We start from the raw sequence: 23,939 nt of genomic DNA, 5'->3' as shown, positions 1-23,939 counted from the left end.
CGAATAATATCGGAAAGTTTTTCAAGTTTCCCACCGGTTTTTGAATATTTATCCAATCCCTTGTCGAAACTTTTTTCGAAGGAGGGAAGCTATGTGAAAAAAATGATTTGTTATAGTTTACCATTCAACCTGCTTCTTTTAGGGGGCTGCGGTTTTTTGGGAGCAACAAATGACAATTCTGAACAAATATCAACAAAAGCACAAGCCGCTTTAACTGCACAAGCAACAATGATTGATACAGAAGGTAAGGAATTGGGGATTGTGAAATTTACCGAATCAAAAGAAGGTGTTCGAATCCATGTGAAATTGGAAAATGTGCCGGAAGGGGAGCATGGTTTTCACATTCATGAAGTCGGAAAGTGTGAAAAGCCGACGTTTGAATCTGCTGGAGCCCATTTTAATCCTGGAGGAAAAGAGCATGGTTTTGAAAATCCAAAGGGCTTCCATGCAGGAGATTTGCCTAATGTGAAGGCGGACGAAAGCGGCGTTGTCGATGTGGAATTTATAGCCAAGCATATTACTTTAGAAAAAGGAAAAGAACATTCATTGTTTGATGAAGATGGCAGTGCTGTCATTTTGCATGAAGTTTCGGATGATTACAAAACCGATCCATCTGGCAATTCCGGCGTGCGTATTGCTTGCGGTGTAATAGAGTCCAAATAAAATTTCTAGGTTGTTGCTCTAAGAGAGTGACAACCTATTTTTATTTTTTGAATATAATTTTAAATAGTAATAGTATTTAGAAAATTAAAACTTCAAATGTACTATAACAATGATGCAATCGCTAGAATCATTGGTGTTACAACAAAAATTCTGTTTAGATAATAATATATACTTACTAAAACTCTATTATTCTATAAAAAAGATTTGACATGAGCAAATAATAATAGTTACAATTGAACTGTATTAATACACAATTGAGTGTTGTAAACAAAGAGGAGGGGATTTTATATGAAAAGCAAAAAGTTTCTGTTTCTGACAGTGCTTAGCATTATGATGGTGATGCTTTTAGCAGCATGTGGGGGAAAAGATGAAGATTCCAGCACAAGCGAAAGTTCAACAGAAGGGGATAAAAATACATCATCATCAGACATCAAATTCTTAAGTTTGGTAACTGGTGGTACACAAGGTACTTACTATGCACTAGGTGGTACATTTGCGGATTTAATTTCAAATGAAACTGGCATTAAAACAACTGCGGAAGTTTCACAAGCATCTGCTGCAAACGTTAATGCTTTAAAAGCAGGAGACGCTGAAATCGCTTTCGTGCAAACAGATATTGCATATTATGCGAAAAACGGTCTTTTAATGTTTGACGGTGAACCAATGGATGATTTAGTGGCAATTGGCGCCCTTTATCCAGAAACAGTTCAACTTGTAACAACATCAAAATCAGGTATTAAATCTTTTGATGATTTAAAAGGTAAAAAAGTTTCTGTTGGTGCTCCAGGTTCAGGTACTTATGCAAACGCTGAACAATTGTTAGAAGTACATGGTTTAACAATGAATGACATCCAACCACAAAACTTAGACTTCGGTGAATCTGTAGACGGTTTACAAGCTGGACAAATTGATGCAGCCTTCATTACTGCAGGATATCCAACTGCTGCTGTAGAAGCATTAAGCGCACAAGCAGATGTAGTGATTGTTCCTGTAGATCCTGAAAAAGCAAAAGCATTAATTGAAAAATATCCATATTACAAAGAAGATGTGATTCCAGCTGGTACATATGGCTTAGCGGAAGATGTGCCAACTGTTTCCGTACTTGCAATGCTTGCAGTGAAAAAAGATTTGCCTGAAGATGTTGCATACGGTATTGCAAAAGCAATCTACGAAAATACAGACAAAATTGGACATGCTAAAGCGGAATACATTAAGAAAGAAACTGCTTTAGACGGCATCGGTATTGATGTGCATCCTGGTGCGAAAAAATATTTTGAAGAATAATGATGGATTTTAGCAAAGTGAAGGGCTTGAAGGCTAATGCTTCTTCAGGCCCTTTATGCATGGAGCGGTAACATGAAAAAAAATGTAGTTGTTCTAGTGATAGCGGTATTGATCTTTTTCTTCTTCCCTCCTCTTTTTCCTGTTATTTCCTTCACTGAAACAAGAACAAATGATCCGCATATGTATTACGTAAATATGGGAAAAGATCAAACCTTTCAAATTCGTTTTACTCATTCCATTCACCGAACAGACGTTTTAGAAACCTATGAAGCAACGGATGGGAAGATAAAAATGATTTCGATGGAATATGAAGATGTGGCAATTGGCATGCCAGCTCATGCAGAAGAAGGGGAAAAATTAACGTATGAGGATGGAAAATATAAGCTTTATACAAATAAAATAGTGGAAAACTTTGTCCTCTACGTTGGAGATATCAATATGGATTTGTATTTAAATTATGGGGGTAAGGAATATAATTTGAAAAAAACGCTTCAACGTGGAAGTTCTTATGTAATTGAAGTCAAAAAAGTTTCCTTTTATGAAAAATTGAAAGGAGTGCGACTTGCATATGAATACGACTACTGATAACCAACTAGAAATGCTGACGGAAGAACAGAAGCAAGAATTGTTAGAAAAGTATGACACCGAATCCAATGTAAGAAAAGTCAGTGGAGTAGTAAAATGGATTGTTTTTGGTCTGCTGCTAGCTTTTTCTCTATTTCAACTATATACAGCGATTTTTGGCCAATTTACAGCCTACTTGCAACGCAGTATCCATTTAGGATTTGGTTTAACCATTATATTTCTTTTATATCCTATACGCAAGAAAGGACCGAAAACAAAAGTTCCTTTTTATGACTATCTATTAGCGATTATTGCCGCGATTACAGGAATATATTGGACACTCAATTATGAAAGGCTTGTAACGAGTTTAGGTCAAATTAATCAAACAGATTTTATCGTTGGGGCAATTGTGATTTTACTTGTATTAGAGGCTGCAAGAAGAGCAGTTGGCCTTCCAATTACCATCATTGCAGCACTATTCCTAGTATATGCATTTTTTGGCCCTTATATGCCGGACTTTTTGGCTCACCGGGGGCAATCTCTTGAACAAATTGTCAACCTAATGTATTTCTCAACAGATGGTATTTTGGGTACGCCAATTAGTGTATCAGCTACTTATATTTTTGCTTTCCTGTTATTTGGAGCGTTTCTAGTAAAAACAGGGGTAGGTTCCTATTTTAACGATTTGGCCGTTGCCATTGCGGGGAAATTAGTTGGCGGACCGGCAAAAGTAGCCATTTTCTCATCCGCCTTGCAAGGTACTATTTCAGGTAGTTCTGTTGCCAATGTAGTAACTTCCGGCTCTTATACTATTCCAATGATGAAGAAATTGGGATATAAAAAGGAATTTGCTGGTGCCGTAGAAGCAGCCGCTTCAACAGGTGGTCAGATAATGCCTCCTATTATGGGAGCAGCCGCATTCTTGATGGTTGAATTTATCGGTCGAGGCATCACATATTGGGATATTGCAAAGGCAGCCATTATACCAGCCCTTTTATATTTCTCTGGAATTTGGATTATGACACACTTTGAAGCCAAAAAATTAGGGCTTCGCGGTTTATCTGAAGATGAGCTGCCAAATCTGAAAGAGGTTTTCAAAAAATTATATTTGCTTATTCCAATTCTATTAATTATTGTGCTCATGATGATAGGAGTTCCGGTTATTCATGCAGCATTATATGGCATTTTATCTTGCATCATCATTGGTTTTATCAACAAAGATGTGAAATTTGGAGTAAAAGACATTATTGAAGCACTTGTGGATGGAGCAAGAACGGCATTGGCTGTAGTGGCAGCTACTGCATGTGCAGGAATTATTGTAGGGGTTGTTGTAAAAACGGGACTTGGTTTAAGCTTGGCCAACAGTTTAGTAGAATTAGCTGGAGGAAATATCTTATTAACGTTATTCTTTGTAATGATTGCTTCCCTTATTTTAGGGATGGGGTCTCCAACAACAGCTAACTACGTAATTACTTCCACAATTGCAGCACCTGCGATTGTTACATTGCTTGCACCAGATGTTCCTCAAGCAGCGATTCCAGTAGTTGTGTTATTATCCGCCCATTTCTTTGTATTCTACTTCGGTATCATCGCGGATATTACACCGCCAGTTGCGTTGGCAGCCTTTGCAGCATCCGGAATTTCTGGCGGAGATCCAATAAGAACAGGGGTAAACTCCGCAAAATTAGCTATTGCTGCATTTATTATTCCATATATGATTGTGTTCTCCCCAGCATTGTTAATGATTGATGTAGCATTGTTAGAAGTTATTTGGGTAGTATTTACTGCATTCATGGGCATGATTGCAATTGGTGCAGGAGTTATTGGATATTGGTACAGAAAAATCAATTGGCTTGAAAGAATTATTTTGATTATCGCTGGGCTTTTAATGATATATCCAGAATCCTTCTCAGATATTGCAGGATTAATCATCTTTGGCATCATGTTTGCCATTCAAATGTTTACAAAAAGTAAAGGGAACAATAAAATAAAAACAACTTTGGGTTAATGGTTTATATCCGTCTCTATGGGAGGCGGATTTTTTTTAAAATCAAAAAAGGAAGAGACGATGATATAGGTAAAGAAATGTGAAAACCTTTGAATGATTATTGCATGTGTGGAGTATTTGTTAAGGTGTGGGCAAAAGCAATTAATAAATATGGTGACTTTATGTATAATAGAGTAAGCAAAAGTATCGAGGTGCGAAAAAATGGGTCATGTTAAAACCTATGAAGAGGTCATCTTTAGTTGGTTTGATCTTTTTCATAGTTGTCCAGAAGTAAGTTGGAAAGAGTATCAAACGACAAATAAAATTGCCGCTATACTAGATGAGTTAAAAGTTCCGTACAAGCGTTTTACGGATATGACAGGGCTTGTGGCGGAAATTGGCAAAGGGGATGAAGTGATTGCGGTAAGGGCAGATATCGATGCCCTTTGGCAAGAAGTGGACGGAGAGATGAGAGCGAATCATTCCTGTGGCCACGATGCCAATATATCCATGGTGTTAGGTGCTTTACTAAGAATTAAAGATTACCCTTTAAAGAAACGGATTCGTTTCATCTTCCAACCAGCTGAAGAAGTTGGGGGAGGGGCCATTGAAATGGTGAAGCGCGGAATCGTTGATGATGTGTCCTATCTCTTTGGCATTCATTTAAGACCGATTGAAGAACTGCCTTTTGGCAAAGTGTCGCCAGCTGTGCATCATGGTGCAGCCTTGTTTTTGCAAGGGGAAGTGCGCGGTGTTGATGCCCACGGAGCAAGGCCGCATCAAGGGAAAAATGCCATTGACGTTATCTTTGCCATTCAGCAAATGTTGAAAAATATTTATATCAGTCCTTTTGAACCTCATAGTGCGAAATTGACAAAAGTCGTGGCAGACGGCGGCAGTGTCAACATCATTCCGGGTAATGCGACCTTTTCAATCGACATTCGGGCGCAAAAAAATCGGGTGATTGACGCCATTCAACTTCATGTAGAACACGGTCTTCGTCATATCAGCAAAATGTTCGAAACGGAAATTGTTTGGGATTGGTACGATAAAACGCCGGGCGCAGAAGTGTCCAAAGAAGCAATGGAAATCGCCGCAAAAGCCATTAAAGAAACAGTGGGCGAAGGTTTTCTAGCCGCTCCGGTGCAAACGCCAGGAAGCGATGATTTTCATTTTTATACCGTATCCAAACCGGAATTGAAAGCAACGATGATTGGCATCGGTGCAGATTTGAAGCCGGGCCTTCATCACCCTTATATGACGTTCAATAAAGATGCGCTGATTATCGGCGCCAAAGTATTAGCGAAAACATTACTTAATGCAACAGAGTATAATATAGAAGGAAGTAGTATTCAATGAACATCAAGAGAATTGAAATTTTAGCTGTACATTTCCCATTAGTAAAACCATTTATTGTTAGTTACGGTACTTATCCGAAAATGCCTTCCATTATTGTGAAGCTGACAACGGATGATGGTTTGGTTGGATGGGGGGAAAGCGTACCGGATGAACACGTAACAGGGGAAACATTTGAATCCACTTTTCATGTACTCAAACATTCCCTTGCACCTGCTATGTTGAATGAAAATCCGTGTCATTTTGAAGCGATTCATGAAAAAATGGATCGAATCGTGAAAGGCTCCCCAAGTGCGAAAGCAGCGATCGATATCGCATGTTTCGACTTGGTCGGAAAAAAGCTGGGAGTTCCTGTTTATCAATTGATTGGCGGAAGATTTCACAAAAAGTTCCCAATCACTCACGTTTTAAGCATCGATGAACCTGATAAAATGGCAGATGAAGCACAAGAAAAAGTACAAGAAGGATATCGTTCCTTTAAGATGAAAGTCGGTACGGAAGTAGAAAGAGATGTCGAAAGAATAAAAGCCGTCAGACAGCGCGTTGGAGAGCATATTGCCATTCGTGTGGATGTCAACCAAGGATGGGTCAATAGCTCTAATACGTTAAAAGCATTGCGGTATTTAGAATCCCTTGGTATTGATTGGGTTGAACAGCCAGTCCTTGCAGATGATATTGATGGAATGATGGAAGTGAAATCAAAATCCAGAATTCCGCTTATGATAGATGAAGGACTTTGCAGCTTCCGTGATATGAGGGAAATTATAGCGAAAAAGGCGGCAGATAAAGTCAACATTAAGTTGATGAAATGCGGGGGCATTTATCCAGCGGCGAAACTGGCGACAATGGCGGAAATGGCCGGCATTGAGTGCCAAATCGGTTCCATGGTTGAATCCTCCATTGCATCAGCAGCCGGTTTTCATGTAGCTTTTTCGAAAAAAATCATTAAAAGTGTCGAATTGACGGGTCCTCTTAAATTTAAAACGGATATTGGCGATTTAAAGGAATCATATAAAATCCCTTATATTGAACTTTCTGACAAGCCAGGTTTAGGCGTGCAAGTTGATGAAGATGTTTTATCTTCATTAACAATTGCTTCTTGCATCGTTGAATCAAAACTATAAGGTGGCTATCATGTGCGAAATAATTGAAAAAGGCGTTTTAAAGGATATTGTTTATTATGTAAAAAAATTGAAAATGAGTGATTTGCCTCAAATTTTGGCTCTCCAGCAAGCTGTCGTTAATTCGCTCCCCAATCAAGAAACGCTGCAACCTCTTACGATTGAGGAATTTCAGTATATTTTACAGGGCAATGGGTTGATGATAGGAGTTTTTGTTGACGAGCAGCTAATCGCTTTTCGGGCGCTTTTAATCCCTGAATTGGATGACCAAGGTCTCGGGAAAGATATTGGGCTTGTGGACGAGGCGGATTTGAAGCGGGTTCTGTACCAGGAAATTTCAAATGTCCATCCGGATTTTCGAGGATATGGGCTTCAGAAAAAAATGGCCCAAATTATTATGAAGAAAATTGATACATCCCGATTTGACTATGTGCTGGCAACCGTGATGCCTTATAATATACCGAGCATGAAGGATAAGTTTTATCAAGGTATGTATATTGCTGCTTTGAAAGAAAAATATGGCGGGAAGTTGCGCTATATTTTCGCCAAACCTTTGCATAAAGAATTGCAGCTTGAGAAAGAGTCTGTATGGATTTCCATGGGAGATATCGAAGGGCAAAAAAATCTGCTACATAATGGATATGTGGGCATTGCAATCAAAGAGCAAGGCAATAAGTGGTTTGTTGAATTTAAGAAAGCATTGGAGAAAGGCTTGGAGTAATCCAAGTCTTTTTCAGTGGGAATGAATGTGCCAAAAAGAAAAAACACCAAGCCGCAAAAGACTTGTTGTTTTTCTATGAAATTAGTGGATATTTCTTTTCTTGAAACTGCCGCCGCGAACTTCTGCAATATCGCTAATGGTAACGAATGCATTTGGATCTTTTTGACGGACAATCGTTCTTAATTTACTTTCTTCCATGCGGTTGATGACGCAGTAAATCATTTCTACAGGCTCATTCGTATATCCGCCGACTCCTTCAATATAAGTGACGCTTCGTCCAAGACGATTGATAATGGCTTGGCCGATTTCTCTTGAATTTTTGCTAATGATCGTAACAGATTTTGCATCTTCAAGACCTGTTTCAATGATGCTGATGACTTTTGAAGCAATGTAGTAAGCGATTGCTGAAGAAAGGGCCCCTTCAATACCAAATACAAAACCGACAAAAATAAAGATAAATACATTGATGACTAAGATGATTTCACCGGTTGAAAAAGGGACTTTTCTGCTGATTAATACCGCTAACATATCTGTGCCGTCTAACGCGCCGCCATTGCGCAAAGCTAAACCCATGCCAATACCAAGCAGGATACCGCCTGAAATTGTGACTAATAAAGAATCGCCATTGATAATCGTTGGTATATGATGCATTAAAGATGTAGCAATTGATAAAGTAGCGATTCCTATAATGGAGTTAATTGCAAAGGTTTTTCCGACTAATTTGTAGCCTAAAAAAATAAATGGGATGTTTAAAATTGCTAAGAAAAGACCTAATGGAAGAGGAGTAAGTGTGGACAACATAATGGAAATACCGGTTATACCACCGTCCGAGACGCTGTTAGGAATTAATACTGCTTCTAGTCCGTAAGCAGCAATAAATGCGCCGATTATAATAAATATAATACTTGAGATTCTGCTTAAAAACATTGGTTCATGGTTTTCATATACTCCGTTCATTTCACTCATATGTATTGGCTCCAATCCTTTCCCCACAGAATGCTTTTTTATTTTACCAAAAATTAAAAGCTCTTGCACTTTAGAACGTTAATAAATTTTTAATAAATTTAGAAAAAATTATAAGAAAAAAATTTCCAAACCGGTCTTATCAGTTTGGAAATCTTTCTATGGCTATTTCATTGGACAAAAAGTGCAGGCTTCAAGACCTGGGATGTCTTTTGAGAAGCAGCAGCTTTTTCTGACAGGTTTATTGATAAGGTCCATAGGGCTTTTTCCGTTTGTATATTGATAAAACCATGACTTATTGGAGAAACGCTGCCATACTTTTGTGTCTTCCAGAATTTCAATATCTTCAAAGGCCCGATCAGCAAGCAAAGGATTTTGCAGTAATTCATAATAATTCCACAACATATAGCCGAAAATGTTTTCCCAAAGCGTCAATGGGGAAATGGTTGTCGTTTCCCTGAGTTGCATAATAATTTGATGGGCTTGATAAAGAATTTTAGAAATGACATATTCCCGTTCTTTATCTTCTACATAGCGAAAGTCTGTTGGCGTAATGTAAGTGCCAAGGGTATCCATGCCATATTCATGCACATGAAAGTAGCGTACGTCTTCTAATTTTCCGTCCCACATGATATTGTAAGCCGCGAGAAAATAAAATTGACTAGCCACAAACATTCCGTAGCGGCGACAAAAGTGGGAAATGGCTGCCGCCTCTGTTCCAGCTTGAGTAATTTCCATCATGAGCTTTAAAAAATCTGGCAGAAAAAATTCTTTATGTATATTTTCCAATGTGAATAAAGGCGTTCTTGGTTCTTCTGTAAAGATGCTGTAGGAATTTAAAAAGACAAGCTGTTCATAAGTCAAGGCTGGCATTGTATCACCTCTAAGTTCTATAAGCTCTGCATTTTAATATAACATATTTTTTCTGTTTAAAGGAAAAGACAAAACGCTTGGGCTTATATGTGAGAATTTTAAAGAATGGTCTGTATGGTTTATAAAAAAGATCCTCATTTTCGTAAAAGGGAAAATGAGAATCTTTTTACTTTGACTATTTTCCTTTGGCTTCAAAGAGTTGGACGATTTCAATAATGACTTTTGCAGCGAGCTCCATCGTTTCGGCGGATACGAATTCAAATTTGCCGTGCATATTTTCGCCTCCAGCAAAAATGTTCGGCGTCGGCAGCCCCATATAGGAGAGTTGGGAGCCGTCTGTTCCTCCCCGAACCGGTTCAATGATCGGCTTGATATTTAAATTTTCCATGGCTTGTTTCGCGATATCGACAATTTCTTTCACCGGCTCAATTTTTTCACGCATATTGTAATATTGGTCTTCCAATTCAACGGTAATGGCATCTTCGCCGTACTCTTCCTTAATCCGTTGTTCCACTAGGCGGAAATAGTCTTTTTTCGCTTCGAATTTTTCACGGTCATGGTCTCGGATAATGTAAGATAGAGTTGCTTCCTCGATAGTTCCATTAAAGTTCATTAAATGGATAAATCCTTCATACCCTTCCGTTTTTTCAGGAACGGCATTTTGCGGCATAAAGTTATGGAATTTAATGGCCATCGTGATGGCATTGACCATTTTTCCTTTGGCCGAGCCAGGATGAACGCTGATGCCGCGAGTCGTTACTTTTGCATAAGCCGCATTGAAACTTTCGTATTGCAATTCACCAAGAGGGCCTCCATCCATTGTGTAGGCAAAATCTGCACCAAAGGCTTGTACATCAAACTTATGTGGTCCGCGACCGATTTCTTCGTCAGGGGTAAAGGCGACACGAATTTTTCCATGCTTAATTTCAGGGTGCTCGACTAAATATTCCATGGCAGTCATAATTTCCGCAATTCCTGCTTTATCATCCGCCCCAAGCAAAGTCGTGCCGTCTGTTGTAATCAATGTTTGTCCCACGTAATTTTTTAAATTAGGGAATTGGCTAGGAGATAAGACGATGCCATCATTCAGTTGAATATCTCCACCATCATAATTGTCAATTCGCTTCGGTTGTACATTTGCACCGGAAAAATCAGGGGAAGTATCGACATGGGCCAAAAAGCCAATAGTTGGCACTTCCTTTTCTGTATTGGCTGGCAATGTAGCAAATAAATATCCGTTTTCATCTAACGTAATTTCTGTCAATCCGATTTCTGCAAGTTCCTCTTTTAATACATTCAATAAATCCCATTGTTTTTCCGTAGAAGGGGTTGTAGAGCTTTCCGGATTAGACTGGGTATCAATTTTTGCATAGCGGACCAATCGTTCAATCACTTTTTCTTTCATGATGTTGCCTCCTTCAACCTTATTGTCCTCATTGTATCATTTTTCCTATTTTTTGATGAGAAAAAAGATTGAAACTATTTTCAATCTTCTTTCGTAGAATAGAGAAAGGAAGGTGAAAGTGATGTCCCAACTCATTCTATCGACGCTTATTTTTTCCCTTATCACTGCGGTTCTTATTGTGCCGTTGACGAGAAGATTGCCGAAAGATAATGTATTGACCTTTAAACAAATTTTGCAGGCTTTCATATTGGTATTCATCGCCAGCTGGCTGCTTTATTTTTTAATGGTCTACTTTACAAAAATCGATGTGCAGTGGACAATCGCCCTCTATGCATGGCCGGTGATTTTGCTATTGGGTGTTCTTGCTTCAAGGGGAGCGGAACAAAAAGTAAAAGGGTTATTGTTCATTGCTAGTTTCATTGGACTTTTTTATTTGTTGATTGCACCAATTTTTAACGCTGAGGAAAAGTACGAATCTGCAAAAATGGAAGAAAAAGTGGAAATTGAACCGTTTGATGAAACGAAAACTCCTGCCAGCGTTCCCCCGCAATTTGCCGAAAATAAAATGAAAAAAGCTTTTGGCCAAGTGCCAAATACGAGTTTTTATGAACTTGGCAATTTGCAAATACAAAAGGTGAACGGGAAGTATGTTTATATCGCTCCCGTTGAGTTTGCTGGATTTTTTAAATGGTTGAATGGTAAAACAACGCCTGGCTATTTTAAGATGAGCGCAACGGATGCCAATGATAATCCGGTCTTTGTTGCAAAGGAAATGGTTTACGTGCCTTCAGCATTTTTTAATAAAAATTTAGAACGGCATATTCGTCTCGAATATCCGACGCTCATTTTCTACGGTGAGCCTCAGATGGAGGTGGATGATGATGGGACGCCTTATTATATCCGTTCTTACGGTGAATTTATTTCAGCACGGAATGGGTTTGATGTGAAAGGAATTGTGATGGTGGATGCTTATTCAGGGGCGATGGAGAAAATTCCTTTAGAGGAAGTGCCTGAATTTATTGACGGGGCTGTTTCACCTGAAGCAGTGAGCCTGCAAAACAGCTATTTCGGTAAATATGTCCATGGCTTCTGGAATAGCGTCTTTGGTAAAAAAGATGTGAAGCTGCCTTCCGATGAAGGAACGGAGGCCAATGTGAGCCCGGTCTTTAACCAAGATGGGGAAATGTATTACTTTACGGATTTCACAAGCCCGAAAGAAGGCGTAGATTCCATGCTTGGCTATTCATTAACTCATGCGCGGACAGGAAAAGCGGTGTATTACACAGGAAATTTAGAAGAATCGTATATGGATTCCCAAGGGGCTTTAGATATTATTGAGAAGAAGTTTATTGAAAAACAATGGCATGGAGCTATGCCAATCCTTTACAATTTCTATGGAGAAGCGAGCTGGCTTGCACCGGTTCTTGATTCCAACGGCTTTCTGCAAAATTACTTTATCGTCTCTGCAGCCAATCCGGAAATTTCCGTTTATGGTTCAACTCCAAATGAGGCGTTAAGGCAATATAAAACGGCTTTATCCCGAGGAGCAAGTTCGGTGGAAGGTTCAAGCAACGCCGAGGAGAAAACTGTTGCTGGAGTGGTTCTCCGCGTATATAAAGAACGGGTTGGTGATTATACTCTTGTTTCCTTCTTGCTCAATAACGGACAAAACTTTGTGGTAAGTTCACAAAATGAGCCGCTCTCCATCTACCTGCAAGAAGGGGATCAAGTAGTGATCCGTTATTTAGAAACGGGTGAAATCTTCTTGCCGGTAAAGGCGTTGAAAATTGAAGGAGTCGTCAATATCGGTTTATAAAGAAAGGGCTGTCCAGAAAGTCGAACACTTTCGGAAACAGCCTTACTTCTTATAGTAATATTCTCTTAAAAACTTTCCCTGCGGTGGTTACAAAACGCGCCTCCTCGTCGCAATTTATCTGCGGCAAAAACTCTAGCTAAAGCCGCAAAGGGGACGTCTCAACTTTTCAGACGCCCCTTTAATTGTTGATCATTTTGGAAGATTACTCTGAACGCTGCTTAATATAATTGAGCATTTCTTGTTTTCTTGACTGCATTTGTTCTTCTTTGTAGGGATTGACTTTTGAGAATTGCTTCTTTTGTTCTTGTAATTGCTTGCGTTCCATGGTAAAACGATTTTTTGGTTCATGTTCGAATATATATTCTAAATGGAACAGTTGAAGGAGTGCTACTTCAGGATTCTCCAGATTATATACAAATTTGATATTCCAAACGGTTGTGTAGGAAATATATTGATTCACATATTCTGTAGCATACTGGTATTTTTGCTTATCAATTTTATGTTCAATGCTTCGATGGATATTTCCTAAGCATAGGTTAATTTCAGCAATTGTCCGGTAATAACTTCTTATATGTTTAAGATGTTGGCGTTCGAGGGATAAAGCGACTTGTTTATGTTGTCTCATCATTTCTCTTCCCTTCGCGGCATCATGATTAATTTGGAAAAACTGACCAATTTATTTTATTTTAATATGCCAGATGTTTGAAAAAAAGGATTAAGGAGCGAAATAGGAATATTTAATCAGTTTAAATGTGAAAATAGTTCTATAATGGAGATAGCTGTAGACCTTATTATTTATCTTTATACATTTTTAGTTTTATTGGATTGGGCATTATAGAAGTTTAAGAGAAAAAATAAAGAGTTTTGACAAATCTAAAAAAACATCACTTTCTCCAAAGAGAAAATGATGTTTTTTTGATATGTTATTAAAAATTGATTTCCGTTCCGGGAACGCTTTCCGCGGGGCCCGGCTAGCCTCCTCTGAGTCATTCCTTCGCTCCTCGTGGTCTCGAGAGGGCTCGTCGCAGGAAAGCTTTGCTTTGCGACTAAGCGTGCGCGACAGGAGCTCGCCCCGTCACTCCAATCAATTTTTCGTTAGTTCAATTTTTTATCAAAACTCTTTCAGCTACCCCTATAATTTTTGGTTTATGTCCCAGCCTCTTTATGATTATTTCCAAGTGAATCCTTTGGACGCTAAAAATTCTTTGATGAATGGACGGCGTTGTTCACTGAGGAAATCCGCCATTTGCTTCGTCCAATTGGATACTTTTTGATTGGAGCTTCTGGATGCATAATAGTTTTCCATAATCGCATCGTATTTATCTAAAAGCTCATCATATTTTTCAGCATCATATTCATTTTCATGCAATACGGCTTCCACTGGGAGTCTTGGTTTTGTTTCATTTCGTTTTGTTGGTTTCCCGATTGTCATTGCAAAGAGCGGGAAGACGTGTTCTGGAAGGTTAAATAATTCGCTGATTTCTTTTGGATTGTTTCTTGCGCCGCCGATATAACAAATGCCGTAGCCTTCAGATTCTGCCGCAACGACAAAGTTTTGCGCAAAAATCGCCACATCCGCAACACCCACTAAGACATTTTCCGCCGTATCCACTGTAATATCGACACCGTGTTTTTTCCCAGCTACTTCTAATCGTTTAAAGTCGACACAGAATAACAAAGCAGCCCCGGCTGTTTGAAATTGAAATTCATTTTTGGAAAGTTCTCCGAGTTTTTGTTTCTTTTCTTCATCTGTCACCAAAATTACACTATAGGCTTGTACAAAATGGGAAGAAGCAGCCATTTGTGCCGTTTGAATTAGATCAATAATTTTTTCTTTTGGTATTTCTTCTCCTGTATATTTGCGTACAGATGTATGACTACGCAATAATTCTTTTACGTTCAACATTTACACCCCTTTTATGTACTGGTTAAGTTGAAGATCGCTCTTTAAAGCGATGTTTCTCTTCCTAAAGGTATCATATTATACTTTTTAGCCAATGACAAAAATTTGAATTAAAGAACGCCTATCCATTCATAATAGGACAAGAAGGTAGGCTCGGTTTATCATCGGCATTCCGAATTGGATGAAATCTTTTGTTGTGAAGGCATATTACAGAGGAAAATGAAGAGAATCGCTTTTTCGGCACAGTCTTTACAAGAAGATATTTTGGGGGGGAATGAACATTTTTTTCTCTTCATTTATGGAAAAATCAATTTTGTTCTATTATACTCAAAAAAATAAAGAAGTTTTAAAATTTTCAAAAAGTGGTTGACAGAGTGGGATACTATGTTTTATAGTTAATCCAACGATGGAAAATCAATCATACTCTTATCAAGAGAGGCGGAGGGACTAGGCCCAAAGATGCCCGGCAACCTGCAAGAAATTGCAAAGGTGCTAAATCCTACAGACGTTTGTCTGAAAGATAAGAGGAGGAAATGTACGTGTACAAAGCCCTCTTCTTATATGAAGAGGGTTTTTGTTTTATCTTCCATGCCTTCTCGAAACCTTCCATCAAATTTATGTTTAGGAGGAAATATCATGTCCGAATTCAAACCAGAAACGCTATTACTTCACGGTGGTCAACAACCTGATCCAGTAACAGGTGCAATTGCCGTTCCGATTTATCGCACGACGGCTTATGCCTTCAAAAACACAGAACATGCACGAAAATTATTTGCCCTTGAAGAAGCCGGAAACATTTATTCCCGCATCATGAACCCGACAGTCGATGTGTTTGAAAAGCGTGTTGCCTTGCTAGAAGGGGGCTCTGCAGCTGTTGCTCTATCTTCCGGTCAGGCGGCAGTTGCCTTCTCCATTTTAAATATCGCCAATGCGGGAGATGAAATTGTCTCTGCTGGATCATTGTATGGCGGAACATATAACTTATTTGCTAACACATTACCTCGTTGGGGCATTACAACAACATTTGTAGATGAAAGAGATCCGGAAAACTTCCGCAAAGCAATTACGGACAAAACAAAAGCAATCTATGCAGAAGTAGTAGGAAATCCTAGCTTAAATATTTTAGATATTGAAGCAGTAGCAGCAATTGCCCATGAACATGGCATTCCATTAATCATCGACAATACGTTCCCATCTCCATATGGATGCAATCCAATTGATTTTGGAGCAGATGTTGTTATCCATTCAGCAACAAAATGGATTGGCGGCCACGGTACAACAATCGGTGGCGTTGTGGTAGATGCAGGAAAATTCGACTGGACACAAGGTCGATTCCCTGGTTTCACAGAGCCTGACCACACATATCATGGCATTCGTTACGGCATCGATACAGCCGGTGCAGCTTTTGCAACAAAAATGCGCGTCCAATTATTGCGCGATCTTGGCCCAACTTTAGGACCGGATGCGGCATTCAGTTTCCTTCAAGGATTGGAAACTCTTCACCTCCGCTATCCAAGACACAGTGAAAATGCAGAAAAAGTAGTGGCATTTTTGAAAAACCACCCATATGTGGAATACGTGAATTATCCAGGAGATGAATCATTCGAATCTCACCATTTAGCGAAAAAATATTTGAAAAACGGTTATGGTTCTATGGTGACATTCGGTATTAAAGGTGGCCGTGAAGCAGGAAGCGTTGTTATTGACAATGTAAAATTGTTCTCTCACGTTGCAAACGTTGGAGATGCAAGATCCTTGATTATTCATCCAGCTTCCACTACTCACCAACAATTAACTGCTGAAGAATTGAAAATTGCCGGTGTAGGAGAAGAGCTTATCCGCTTATCCATCGGTTTAGAAAATGTGGACGATATCATTGCAGATTTAGATCAAGCTTTAGCCAAAGCAGCAGCTGAATTCGGCGTGAAAAACGCGTAAAAGTGGATTACAAAGCCCCTCTCTTTGTTAAATATATAGAATCGGAGTTTTTTCAAGTGCTTCCCGTTCTCATTTGAGCGGATATAATATTCCCGGCTGCCCATTTGCAGCAAGTAAAATTTAGTTATGAAATAGCTGCTCATTTGCAGCAGATTTAAAAGAAAACGGTTTGCCGCAACCATTGCCCATTCGCAATGGATGAATAAAGTAAATACAAGCTGCCCATTCGCAGCATGGAGACGCCTCTTCACGGATTTATTTGGTTGTTCACAAAACATTTATAATGTGTGAATTGTATTCCCATTCGAGTACAATTCACATGCTTTCTTATTCTAATTGCTGACCCGTCATTTAGCAGTAATGATTGTTTTTTTATAACCCATCCCCTTTTTAAAATAAAACCAAGTAAATTAATTAGGATACTTGAAATTAGTGATTAAATGATATATATTAATAATAAGAGGATGATTAGATTCCATCGTATTGAGATCCCCCCTAAAATAAATGGAAAGCCTGATGAAAGGCTTTCCCTCTTTAATTAATAAAGGAGCTGGTTCAATGAGCAAGGTCTATAGCGCTCAAAATTTTGCGGCTTATATTATATATGAATTAAATGAAACAAACACTTTTGTGAACGCAAAGGCATTGCAGCATTTGCTTGAAGTTGTTAAAAGATGCTGGGAAAATGTTTTTGGATCGAATCCTTATAGAGAAGAATCGTATTCCATGTTAACTCATGATTATGTTGTAAAAGAAGTTTATGAAGCTTATAAAGAATTTGGAGAACAGCATATTTCAAAGCCGGCAAATGAGTGGTATTTAAAATATGGAGAGTTCCAATTAATCCTTAGACCTTATGCAGTGCCTGCCTTTTCTAAAGAAGAGGAGAAATTAATGAGAAAAATTTTAAATCAATATCGGCATGTATTATTCAAACAGGCATCATAAAGAAATGACTGGTCAGTACAATGTTCGTACTGGCTATTTTTATTTCAAAATTGAATTCATTTGCTATATTATAATAGTTGTATGCCTTTCCACAGAAAACAATTGTCCATCTTGGGTAGAATCCCCTTGAGTTTCTTTTGTATATACGTTAAAATTTCTGTATGTTTCAAAAAATATAGAATTTTATTATTTTTTAAACACTACAAATTGAGTGTTTGTGTAATATAAAGATTTTGCACTCGCTTGCTTATTAACAAAAATTTCAATTGAAAGAAAGATGGAGGCGAAAGAAAATGGCAACAATCAAGGCGGCCATTTTAGGATTTGGCACAGTCGGTCAAGGCATTTACCATATATTGAACGAAAAAAGGGAAGATTTACGGAAAAAATTAGGGGTAGAATTAGAAGTTGCAAAAATATTAGTTCGTGATACATCAAAAGAGCGAGTTCCAGGAACGCGTCATCTGTTGACTGATAGCATTGATGATTGCTTATCTGTTAAGGGATTGCAAGTAGTTTTTGAAGCCATTGTAGGTGAAGAGCCTGCATACACATATTTGAAAAAAGCGGTTATGAATAAATGCCATGTTATTACAGCAAATAAAGTGATGTTTGCAAAATACGGGCTTGAGCTGCAAGAACTTGCCAAACAAAACGGCGTCTTTGTCGGTTATGAAGCGACTGTAGCAGGTGGAGTGCCTGTCATTAAGACTATGAAAAATATTTTGTTAGTTAATGATGTCACAAGAATTCAAGGAATTTTAAACGGCACATCCAACTACATTTTGACAAAGATGCGTGCGGAAGGCTGGTCTTTTGATGAGGCGTTAAAAGAAGCGCAAGCCCTAGGATATGCAGAAGCGGATCCGTATATGGATATTTCTGGCCAAGATGCATTTAAAAAGCTCATGGTTTTATCAGCTTTAGCTTTTGGCGAGCAGCCAAACTGGGCGGATGTAAAAGTTGTTGGTATCGACGGCATTACTCCAGAACAAGTAAAAGAAGCAAAAGAAAAAGGGCTCAGGTATCGTCACGTGGCTGAGGTGGAAAAATTGCCGGATGGTACAATTTTTGCCCAAGTGGGGCCAATGCTTGTCAGCAAAGAACATCCTCTATATCCAATTGACGATGTATTTAATGCTGTTACAATGGAAACAAACTATATTGGCACTTTAACGTTAATCGGCCCAGGGGCAGGAATGTATCCAACGGCCAGCGTGATGGTGGAAGATTATGCTGAAATTATTGGCAAACGTGCAGGTTTTGTTGTAACCATATAAAAAAGATGCTTCTTGAAATGCTTCTCGCCGCTTCTTTCAAGAAGCATTTTAATTTTGGTGGGCAAAAAAAGATCATCCATCTCCCATCTGGGGTGGATGATCTTTTTATTGATTCGTCTATTAATCTTCGTCTTTTACGTCCATGTCTTCAGGAATAGGGGTATTTTGCCAAAGGTCCATTTCTTCTTTTAACAGTTTTAGCTGTTCACGGTAAGTTTCAAATTGGTCGCTGTTGATGAGAAACTGCTCGCCGTCGTGGACTGCTTTAATGCGGCCTTCATAAATGTAGCGTAGGACCATTTCTTCCGGCATGGAAATATCTTTTGCCGTCTCGCTTACAGTTTTATACATTTTTGACCCGCCCTTTCATTTATGATTTTACTGCATAAACGACCCGTCATTTCTTACTTTTATTTTACATTATTATTATAGGAAGCGGCGAGAATTTAAATCGTTTTTCAAAACGATGTCACCTTTTGAAAAAATATGGTAGCATTACAGTAAAATGTATATAACAGGAGGATGTGCAATGAATATACTGCCATACATCTTTGTGCTGTTTGCAGCTGTGTTGTGGGGCACCACAGGAACAACTCAAACCTTTTTGCAGGAAGGGATTTCACCCATCGCTGTTGCCTGTGTGCGTTCAGCGATTGGGGGTGGAGTTTTACTCATTGCTGTCCTCTTTATGCGGAAAATTCATTTGAAAACATGGTCGTGGAAATGGACAGTTATGGCTGCACTTGCCATCGCGTTGTTCCAATGTTTATTTTTTACGTCCATTCGCTTTACGGGTGTTGCAGTAGGCACAGTCGTGACTATTGGCAGTTCTCCCGTCTTTTCAGGATGTATTGAATGGCTGTTTTTTAAGCGTCGTCCAACGAGAGTATGGGGAATTGCCACGATTCTTGCCATTATAGGTTGTATTTTGTTGTTTGCTAGCCGAGGCGAAACGACAATCCATCCTCTAGGGATATTACTTGCTCTATGTGCCGGAATGATGTTTGCCATTTATACAAATTGCAGCAAACAGTTGACAGAAAGGGAAGAGACGTTGCCGAGTGTGGCGATGACTTTTATTTTATGTGCCCTATTTTTATTGCCTTTTTCGCAAGATGGCGTTACTTGGGTGTTTGAAGGGCAAAATTTTTTGCCTATGCTTTTTATGGGGCTCTTTGCTACGAGCTTAGCGTATATATTTTATTTATCAGGCCTTGAAAAAATCAGCTCTTCTTCGGCGGTGACGTTGTCTTTAGCGGAGCCTTTAACAGCCGCAATGCTTGGCGTATTTTTTGTAGGGGAATATTTAAGCCCGATGAGTTGGGTTGGCGTGTTGCTGCTACTTGGAGGCATAATCGTACTAACTATTGGAGGCAGAAAAGCTTCAAGGGAGAATGAGGTTTCTGAGGAAACTACTTGAGGAGTTTGCCTTAAGTAGTTTTTTCATTCTCTTAAGGAATTCTTAAGATTTTCCCTCACCATTTTCTAAGATTCATCTTTTATGATAATACTGTAAGAAAAAGAGATGAGGTGGTACGGGTGGATTTAACTGTACTAGTCACAGACGATGATCAGGACATTCGTGACGGCATCGAAATCTATTTAAAAAATGAAGGATATAAAGTGTTGAAGGCGAAAGATGGAAAAGAAGCGCTCGAAATTCTTTCCAAGCATGAAGTGCATCTTATTATTCTGGACATTATGATGCCGAATTTGGACGGCATTCAAGCGACCTTTAAAATTCGCGAGGAGCGCAATATTCCGATTATTATGCTCAGTGCAAAAGCGGAAGAAACAGATAAAATTCACGGACTATCCATCGGGGCGGACGATTATATTACAAAACCTTTTCATCCATTGGAACTGATGGCCCGAGTGAAATCTCAACTTAGAAGATATACGCAGCTTGGTACATACAATGGGATGACGAATACGAAAATTGAAGTGGACGGCTTATCCATTGACCGGGAAGCAAAAGAAGTGCGCCTCAACGGAGAAATTGTGAAGTTGACGCCGATTGAATATAAAATTATAGAACTCTTGCTCACGAATGCCGGACGCGTCTTTTCCATTCAGGAAATTTATGAACGGGTCTGGAATGAAGAGGCTTATAACGCAGAAAACATTGTCCCGGTACACATCCGGAAAATCCGCGAAAAAATTGAAGCAGACCCGAAAAATCCAAGATATTTAAAGGTTGTGTGGGGAATTGGATACAAAATTGAGAAATAAGCTGGAAAACAGTTTGATGGGGATTAGTTTGATTGCTTCAATTATAGGAATGATTTTAATTATTCGTTTTACGATGCTCTTTTTAGCAAGGGAATGGGCTACCATCATGACCTTTTTTACAAATGTGTTTTGAGAAGGAGAGAACATGTTGATGAACCATAAATTAAAAACCCTCCTCTCTCTTTTTCTTATAACATGGGTTATATTTTCAATGTTTTTATTATTCCATTTTGGAGCGCAATTTATCGGGAAATCTTACTTCGATTCGGATGGGTTTAAGGGAAATTTGGAGCGGTTTAAAGAGGATATTGGTTTTTTTGTCTTGGAACCATTTGATGCGGAAGAGGCAAAAAAGCAAATTACAGTGTCGCAAGAGGAAATTGAATTCCATCGAAATTATTATGGGTCCCTGACGGAGCAGGTGGAAAACATTAAGTATCAATATCAAGATCGAATTGAACAGGCCGCCAATGATCCGGAATTGCAAAAGATGTTGATTGCCGAACGGGATCAAAAAATTGAGGATATTAAGAAAAACTTTAGCGATAATGAGCATGTAGCGAAAAAAGTCCGCAAGCAAAAAGAGGAACTGGTCGATAAGTACGCAGCATCGAAAAAAGAAGAAGAAAAAATATTTTTCGATGAATTTAAATATTTTGCGTATGAGTTGCGAAATGTGGAAACGGGGGAAATTTTCCGGTCGGGCGATGTGGATGCCGAAGCGGTGTTTACAGAAAATTTTGGAAGCAAGGATGGCTATTTAGTTGTAAATAGTTCCAGAACCATTCATCTGGATTATTACAATGATACATTAATGAGCCACGAAATCCCAGTAACTGGTAAATTGTCCCGCTTTGAAGGAAAGATTACCATTCCGAAATCGATGATGAACAAGGCTTATTTTAAAAAGGATTATCGAGCATTCATGCTGTCTAAAATAAGCCTTTATAGCATTTGGGCTACAGCCTTGTTGGCCATTGTGGCGTTGTTGACTTTTGCAAAGCCTTCTTTGAATCATTTTTTAAGTAATAGCAGACTAAAGGAAACTTTTTTAAAACTGCCAGTGGATGTGCGATTTGCAGTTACTCTGTTTTCCGCTTTAATAGCTTATAAATTCATTTTGGATATAGGATATTTAATTGTTTATAACACCTATTACTCCCAAAATGAGTATTGGATTCGGTATATCTTTGATTTAGCTTATCATTTTGCATTCTTTTTCATTTTTGCCTCCATTAGCATTTTAGGGGCAATATGGTTATGGGAATTATTGAAGCATACCGAAACATTGAAAGAAGAATGGAAAAATGCTTTTCTGTATCGGTTATCGGATGGGCTGCGAGATTTGTTTTTAAACCGTTCGATTGGATTTCAAGCTTTATTTATTTTAACTGTCGTTTTTTGTGCTGGTTTCGGTTTAGCGGTCATTTTCGTATATCCTTCTTTAGCAGTAAGCGTCTATGCTCCTTTATTTATCTTTATTGCGTTACCAGCCATAATAATCTTTTTAAGTAATGCAGGGTATTTAAATCGTATTTTGAAGCAAACGAAAGAGATGGCTGAAGGACGTTTGACGACGGAGGTAAAGGTGAAAGGGAAATCGCCGCTAGCCAAACACGCTCAAAACTTAAATGAATTGCAGGAAGGAATCCGGAAATCTTTAACAGAACAAGCAAAAAGCGAGCGTTTGAAAACGGAATTAATTACAAATGTGAGCCATGATTTGCGGACGCCGCTAACTTCCATTATTACTTACACGGATTTATTGAAAAATCCGGAAATCACCGAAGAAGAGCGGAAACGGTATATTGAGATTTTAGAAAATAAATCTCAACGATTGAAAACGCTGATTGAAGATTTGTTTGAAGTATCGAAAATGTCGAGCGGAAATGTGGAGTTGAAAAAAGAGCGAATCAATTTAACGCAATTGTTGCAACAGGCGATCGGCGAACATAAAGAAGATTTTGAAAAAGCGAATTTAGAGTTGCGTGTGGCCCTGCCTAATCATCCGATTTACGCTTATGTAGACGGGCAAAAATGGTGGCGGGTGATTGATAATTTACTTATCAATGCTTTGAAATATTCGCTGAGCGGCACTAGAGTTTATGTGACGTTGAAAAAGGTGGGTCCTACTGCTGAATTTTCAGTAAAAAATATAGCGAATTATGAATTAGGCGATAATGTTGAGGAATTAACAGAACGATTTAAGCGGGCAGATGAGTCGAGACATACGGAAGGTTCTGGTTTAGGCCTAGCCATCGCCCAATCCATTGCAGAGCTGCATCAAGGGAAGTTAGAAGTTAGTGTGGATGGCGATTTATTTAAAGTGGTAGTGACAGTGTCAGCCGAGTAATGCAAGTTTTGCGGGAATGATAGAGAGGCTGGGACATAAACCAAAAATTATAGGGGTAGCTGAAAGAGTGTTGATAAAAAATTGATATAACTAAAAATTGATTGGAGTGAAGGGGACGCTTTCTACTGTGCTGGAACGGAAATCAATTTTTAATAGCATATCAAAAAAGAGGCTGGGACAAAACTAGCTTCTAGATAGGAAAAAGGAGAATTTGAGCCAACTCAAATTCTCCTTTTTTCGTGCGCCCGGCATGTACATGAACTATAGGGTGTAAGTCCCGAACCCCGAAGACAGAAGTAGAGGTTAGCCAAGAGCAAGGGTGTCCGTGGTGACATGAAAACTTGCGTCAATGATCTTAATTGAACCGCCGTATACGGAACCGTACGTACGGTGGTGTGAGAGGACGGGAGTTAATCGCTCCCTCCTACTCGATCATTTATCCCCATTGTTTTTGGTTAGTTGATCTTTGTTGGCCGTGTATTTTCGTAAATTCACGGCCATTAAGGCAATGCCCATTTCATTTTCCACTTTC

Annotated in this window: 21 protein-coding genes and 1 riboswitch; of the genes, 15 read left to right on the top strand and 6 right to left on the bottom strand. The window is 38.9% G+C overall.

What is annotated here, in order from left to right; translation table 11 throughout:
* Positions 1 to 102 precede the first annotated feature (102 nt).
* The 7 genes from DKZ56_RS01415 (at position 103) to DKZ56_RS01385 (ending at position 7,696) form a co-directional block, all read left to right on the top strand.
* Entirely contained in the window at positions 103 to 663 is a 561-nt protein-coding gene (locus DKZ56_RS01415; RefSeq protein ID WP_245989615.1) for a superoxide dismutase family protein, read from the top strand.
* Positions 664 to 951: 288 nt separating this feature from the next.
* Entirely contained in the window at positions 952 to 1,947 is a 996-nt protein-coding gene (locus DKZ56_RS01410; RefSeq protein ID WP_208650950.1) for a TAXI family TRAP transporter solute-binding subunit, read from the top strand.
* Positions 1,948 to 2,019: 72 nt separating this feature from the next.
* Positions 2,020 to 2,532: a DUF1850 domain-containing protein gene (locus tag DKZ56_RS01405; protein ID WP_208650949.1), complete on the top strand. Its 513-nt coding sequence runs from the start codon at positions 2,020 to 2,022 to the stop codon at positions 2,530 to 2,532.
* Positions 2,516 to 4,519 carry a TRAP transporter permease gene (locus DKZ56_RS01400; RefSeq protein ID WP_208650948.1) on the top strand — a complete coding sequence of 668 codons (2,004 nt, stop codon included), beginning with the start codon at positions 2,516 to 2,518 and terminating at the stop codon, positions 4,517 to 4,519. Before DKZ56_RS01405 ends, DKZ56_RS01400 begins: the two co-directional genes overlap by 17 nt.
* A gap of 201 nt (positions 4,520 to 4,720) precedes the next feature.
* On the top strand, positions 4,721 to 5,857 hold the full coding sequence (locus DKZ56_RS01395) for an amidohydrolase (protein ID WP_208650947.1): 1,137 nt from the start codon (positions 4,721 to 4,723) through the stop codon (positions 5,855 to 5,857).
* Positions 5,854 to 6,978, top strand: coding sequence for a mandelate racemase/muconate lactonizing enzyme family protein (locus tag DKZ56_RS01390; protein WP_208650946.1), 1,125 nt, complete (start codon positions 5,854 to 5,856; stop codon positions 6,976 to 6,978). Before DKZ56_RS01395 ends, DKZ56_RS01390 begins: the two co-directional genes overlap by 4 nt.
* A gap of 10 nt (positions 6,979 to 6,988) precedes the next feature.
* Complete coding sequence (locus DKZ56_RS01385) at positions 6,989 to 7,696, top strand: N-acetyltransferase (protein WP_208650945.1); 708 nt, start codon at positions 6,989 to 6,991, stop codon at positions 7,694 to 7,696.
* A gap of 81 nt (positions 7,697 to 7,777) precedes the next feature.
* Here the strand turns inward: DKZ56_RS01385 and DKZ56_RS01380 are convergent, their stop codons facing one another.
* The 3 genes from DKZ56_RS01380 to pepT form a co-directional block, all read right to left on the bottom strand.
* A complete protein-coding gene (locus DKZ56_RS01380) occupies positions 7,778 to 8,662 on the bottom strand; it encodes a YitT family protein (protein ID WP_425471033.1) in 885 nt (294 codons plus the stop codon).
* A 162-nt stretch (positions 8,663 to 8,824) separates the two neighbouring features.
* On the bottom strand, positions 8,825 to 9,532 hold the full coding sequence (locus DKZ56_RS01375; protein WP_208650944.1) for a Fe-S oxidoreductase: 708 nt from the start codon (positions 9,530 to 9,532) through the stop codon (positions 8,825 to 8,827).
* Positions 9,533 to 9,707: 175 nt separating this feature from the next.
* Positions 9,708 to 10,937 carry a peptidase T gene (gene pepT, locus DKZ56_RS01370; protein WP_208650943.1) on the bottom strand — a complete coding sequence of 410 codons (1,230 nt, stop codon included), beginning with the start codon at positions 10,935 to 10,937 and terminating at the stop codon, positions 9,708 to 9,710.
* A gap of 121 nt (positions 10,938 to 11,058) precedes the next feature.
* Between pepT and DKZ56_RS01365 the strand changes: the two genes are divergently transcribed.
* Entirely contained in the window at positions 11,059 to 12,753 is a 1,695-nt protein-coding gene (locus DKZ56_RS01365; protein ID WP_208650942.1) for a hypothetical protein, read from the top strand.
* Between the two features lie 202 nt (positions 12,754 to 12,955).
* Here DKZ56_RS01365 and DKZ56_RS01360 read toward each other — a convergent pair whose 3' ends face one another.
* Together DKZ56_RS01360 and nfsA are read right to left on the bottom strand one after the other, a co-directional pair.
* Positions 12,956 to 13,378, bottom strand: coding sequence for a hypothetical protein (locus DKZ56_RS01360; RefSeq protein WP_208650941.1), 423 nt, complete (start codon positions 13,376 to 13,378; stop codon positions 12,956 to 12,958).
* Positions 13,379 to 13,921: 543 nt separating this feature from the next.
* The gene (nfsA, locus tag DKZ56_RS01355; protein WP_208650940.1) at positions 13,922 to 14,659 is read right to left on the bottom strand and encodes an oxygen-insensitive NADPH nitroreductase; all 738 of its coding nucleotides are present in this window, start codon (positions 14,657 to 14,659) and stop codon (positions 13,922 to 13,924) included.
* A gap of 420 nt (positions 14,660 to 15,079) precedes the next feature.
* A riboswitch (SAM riboswitch) is annotated at positions 15,080 to 15,183 on the top strand.
* Positions 15,184 to 15,292: 109 nt separating this feature from the next.
* Here nfsA and DKZ56_RS01350 point away from each other — a divergent pair.
* The 3 genes from DKZ56_RS01350 to DKZ56_RS01340 all read left to right on the top strand — a co-directional run bounded on the left by DKZ56_RS01350 (position 15,293) and on the right by DKZ56_RS01340 (position 18,822).
* Positions 15,293 to 16,594 (top strand): O-acetylhomoserine aminocarboxypropyltransferase/cysteine synthase family protein, encoded by a 1,302-nt coding sequence (locus DKZ56_RS01350; protein WP_208650939.1) that lies wholly within the window; start codon positions 15,293 to 15,295, stop codon positions 16,592 to 16,594.
* A 558-nt stretch (positions 16,595 to 17,152) separates the two neighbouring features.
* Positions 17,153 to 17,542 (top strand): hypothetical protein, encoded by a 390-nt coding sequence (locus DKZ56_RS01345; RefSeq protein WP_208650938.1) that lies wholly within the window; start codon positions 17,153 to 17,155, stop codon positions 17,540 to 17,542.
* A gap of 293 nt (positions 17,543 to 17,835) precedes the next feature.
* Positions 17,836 to 18,822 carry a homoserine dehydrogenase gene (locus DKZ56_RS01340; protein WP_208650937.1) on the top strand — a complete coding sequence of 329 codons (987 nt, stop codon included), beginning with the start codon at positions 17,836 to 17,838 and terminating at the stop codon, positions 18,820 to 18,822.
* A 120-nt stretch (positions 18,823 to 18,942) separates the two neighbouring features.
* Here the strand turns inward: DKZ56_RS01340 and DKZ56_RS01335 are convergent, their stop codons facing one another.
* Positions 18,943 to 19,173, bottom strand: a complete 231-nt coding sequence (locus tag DKZ56_RS01335; RefSeq protein WP_208650936.1) for a MerR family transcriptional regulator — start codon at positions 19,171 to 19,173, stop codon at positions 18,943 to 18,945.
* Between the two features lie 178 nt (positions 19,174 to 19,351).
* Between DKZ56_RS01335 and DKZ56_RS01330 the strand changes: the two genes are divergently transcribed.
* The 4 genes from DKZ56_RS01330 to DKZ56_RS01315 all read left to right on the top strand — a co-directional run bounded on the left by DKZ56_RS01330 (position 19,352) and on the right by DKZ56_RS01315 (position 23,407).
* Positions 19,352 to 20,242, top strand: a complete 891-nt coding sequence (locus DKZ56_RS01330) for a DMT family transporter (RefSeq protein ID WP_208650935.1) — start codon at positions 19,352 to 19,354, stop codon at positions 20,240 to 20,242.
* 119 nt (positions 20,243 to 20,361) lie between these two features.
* Positions 20,362 to 21,054, top strand: coding sequence for a response regulator transcription factor (locus DKZ56_RS01325; protein ID WP_208650934.1), 693 nt, complete (start codon positions 20,362 to 20,364; stop codon positions 21,052 to 21,054).
* A complete protein-coding gene (locus DKZ56_RS01320; RefSeq protein WP_208650933.1) occupies positions 21,032 to 21,187 on the top strand; it encodes a hypothetical protein in 156 nt (51 codons plus the stop codon). The genes DKZ56_RS01325 and DKZ56_RS01320 overlap by 23 nt, the downstream gene beginning before the upstream one ends.
* Positions 21,188 to 21,265: 78 nt before the next feature.
* On the top strand, positions 21,266 to 23,407 hold the full coding sequence (locus DKZ56_RS01315; RefSeq protein WP_208650932.1) for a HAMP domain-containing sensor histidine kinase: 2,142 nt from the start codon (positions 21,266 to 21,268) through the stop codon (positions 23,405 to 23,407).
* Positions 23,408 to 23,939 lie beyond the last annotated feature (532 nt).

It is taken from the genome of Ureibacillus thermophilus, assembly GCF_004331915.1.
Taxonomy (GTDB): domain Bacteria; phylum Bacillota; class Bacilli; order Bacillales_A; family Planococcaceae; genus Ureibacillus; species Ureibacillus thermophilus.
This window is presented reverse-complemented; position numbering and strand designations above follow the sequence as displayed.

Coding starts and splice junctions, on each gene's coding strand:
- DKZ56_RS01330 (WP_208650935.1), top strand. CDS start 19,352: ATGAATATACTGCCATACATCTTTGTGCTGTTTGCAGCTGTGTTGTGG.
- DKZ56_RS01395 (WP_208650947.1), top strand. CDS start 4,721: ATGGGTCATGTTAAAACCTATGAAGAGGTCATCTTTAGTTGGTTTGAT.
- DKZ56_RS01350 (WP_208650939.1), top strand. CDS start 15,293: ATGTCCGAATTCAAACCAGAAACGCTATTACTTCACGGTGGTCAACAA.
- DKZ56_RS01405 (WP_208650949.1), top strand. CDS start 2,020: ATGAAAAAAAATGTAGTTGTTCTAGTGATAGCGGTATTGATCTTTTTC.
- DKZ56_RS01390 (WP_208650946.1), top strand. CDS start 5,854: ATGAACATCAAGAGAATTGAAATTTTAGCTGTACATTTCCCATTAGTA.
- nfsA (WP_208650940.1), bottom strand. CDS start 14,659: ATGTTGAACGTAAAAGAATTATTGCGTAGTCATACATCTGTACGCAAA.
- pepT (WP_208650943.1), bottom strand. CDS start 10,937: ATGAAAGAAAAAGTGATTGAACGATTGGTCCGCTATGCAAAAATTGAT.
- DKZ56_RS01415 (WP_245989615.1), top strand. CDS start 103: ATGATTTGTTATAGTTTACCATTCAACCTGCTTCTTTTAGGGGGCTGC.
- DKZ56_RS01375 (WP_208650944.1), bottom strand. CDS start 9,532: ATGCCAGCCTTGACTTATGAACAGCTTGTCTTTTTAAATTCCTACAGC.
- DKZ56_RS01335 (WP_208650936.1), bottom strand. CDS start 19,173: ATGTATAAAACTGTAAGCGAGACGGCAAAAGATATTTCCATGCCGGAA.
- DKZ56_RS01315 (WP_208650932.1), top strand. CDS start 21,266: ATGTTTTTATTATTCCATTTTGGAGCGCAATTTATCGGGAAATCTTAC.
- DKZ56_RS01360 (WP_208650941.1), bottom strand. CDS start 13,378: ATGAGACAACATAAACAAGTCGCTTTATCCCTCGAACGCCAACATCTT.
- DKZ56_RS01345 (WP_208650938.1), top strand. CDS start 17,153: ATGAGCAAGGTCTATAGCGCTCAAAATTTTGCGGCTTATATTATATAT.
- DKZ56_RS01340 (WP_208650937.1), top strand. CDS start 17,836: ATGGCAACAATCAAGGCGGCCATTTTAGGATTTGGCACAGTCGGTCAA.
- DKZ56_RS01365 (WP_208650942.1), top strand. CDS start 11,059: ATGTCCCAACTCATTCTATCGACGCTTATTTTTTCCCTTATCACTGCG.
- DKZ56_RS01380 (WP_425471033.1), bottom strand. CDS start 8,662: ATGAGTGAAATGAACGGAGTATATGAAAACCATGAACCAATGTTTTTA.
- DKZ56_RS01410 (WP_208650950.1), top strand. CDS start 952: ATGAAAAGCAAAAAGTTTCTGTTTCTGACAGTGCTTAGCATTATGATG.
- DKZ56_RS01400 (WP_208650948.1), top strand. CDS start 2,516: ATGAATACGACTACTGATAACCAACTAGAAATGCTGACGGAAGAACAG.
- DKZ56_RS01385 (WP_208650945.1), top strand. CDS start 6,989: ATGTGCGAAATAATTGAAAAAGGCGTTTTAAAGGATATTGTTTATTAT.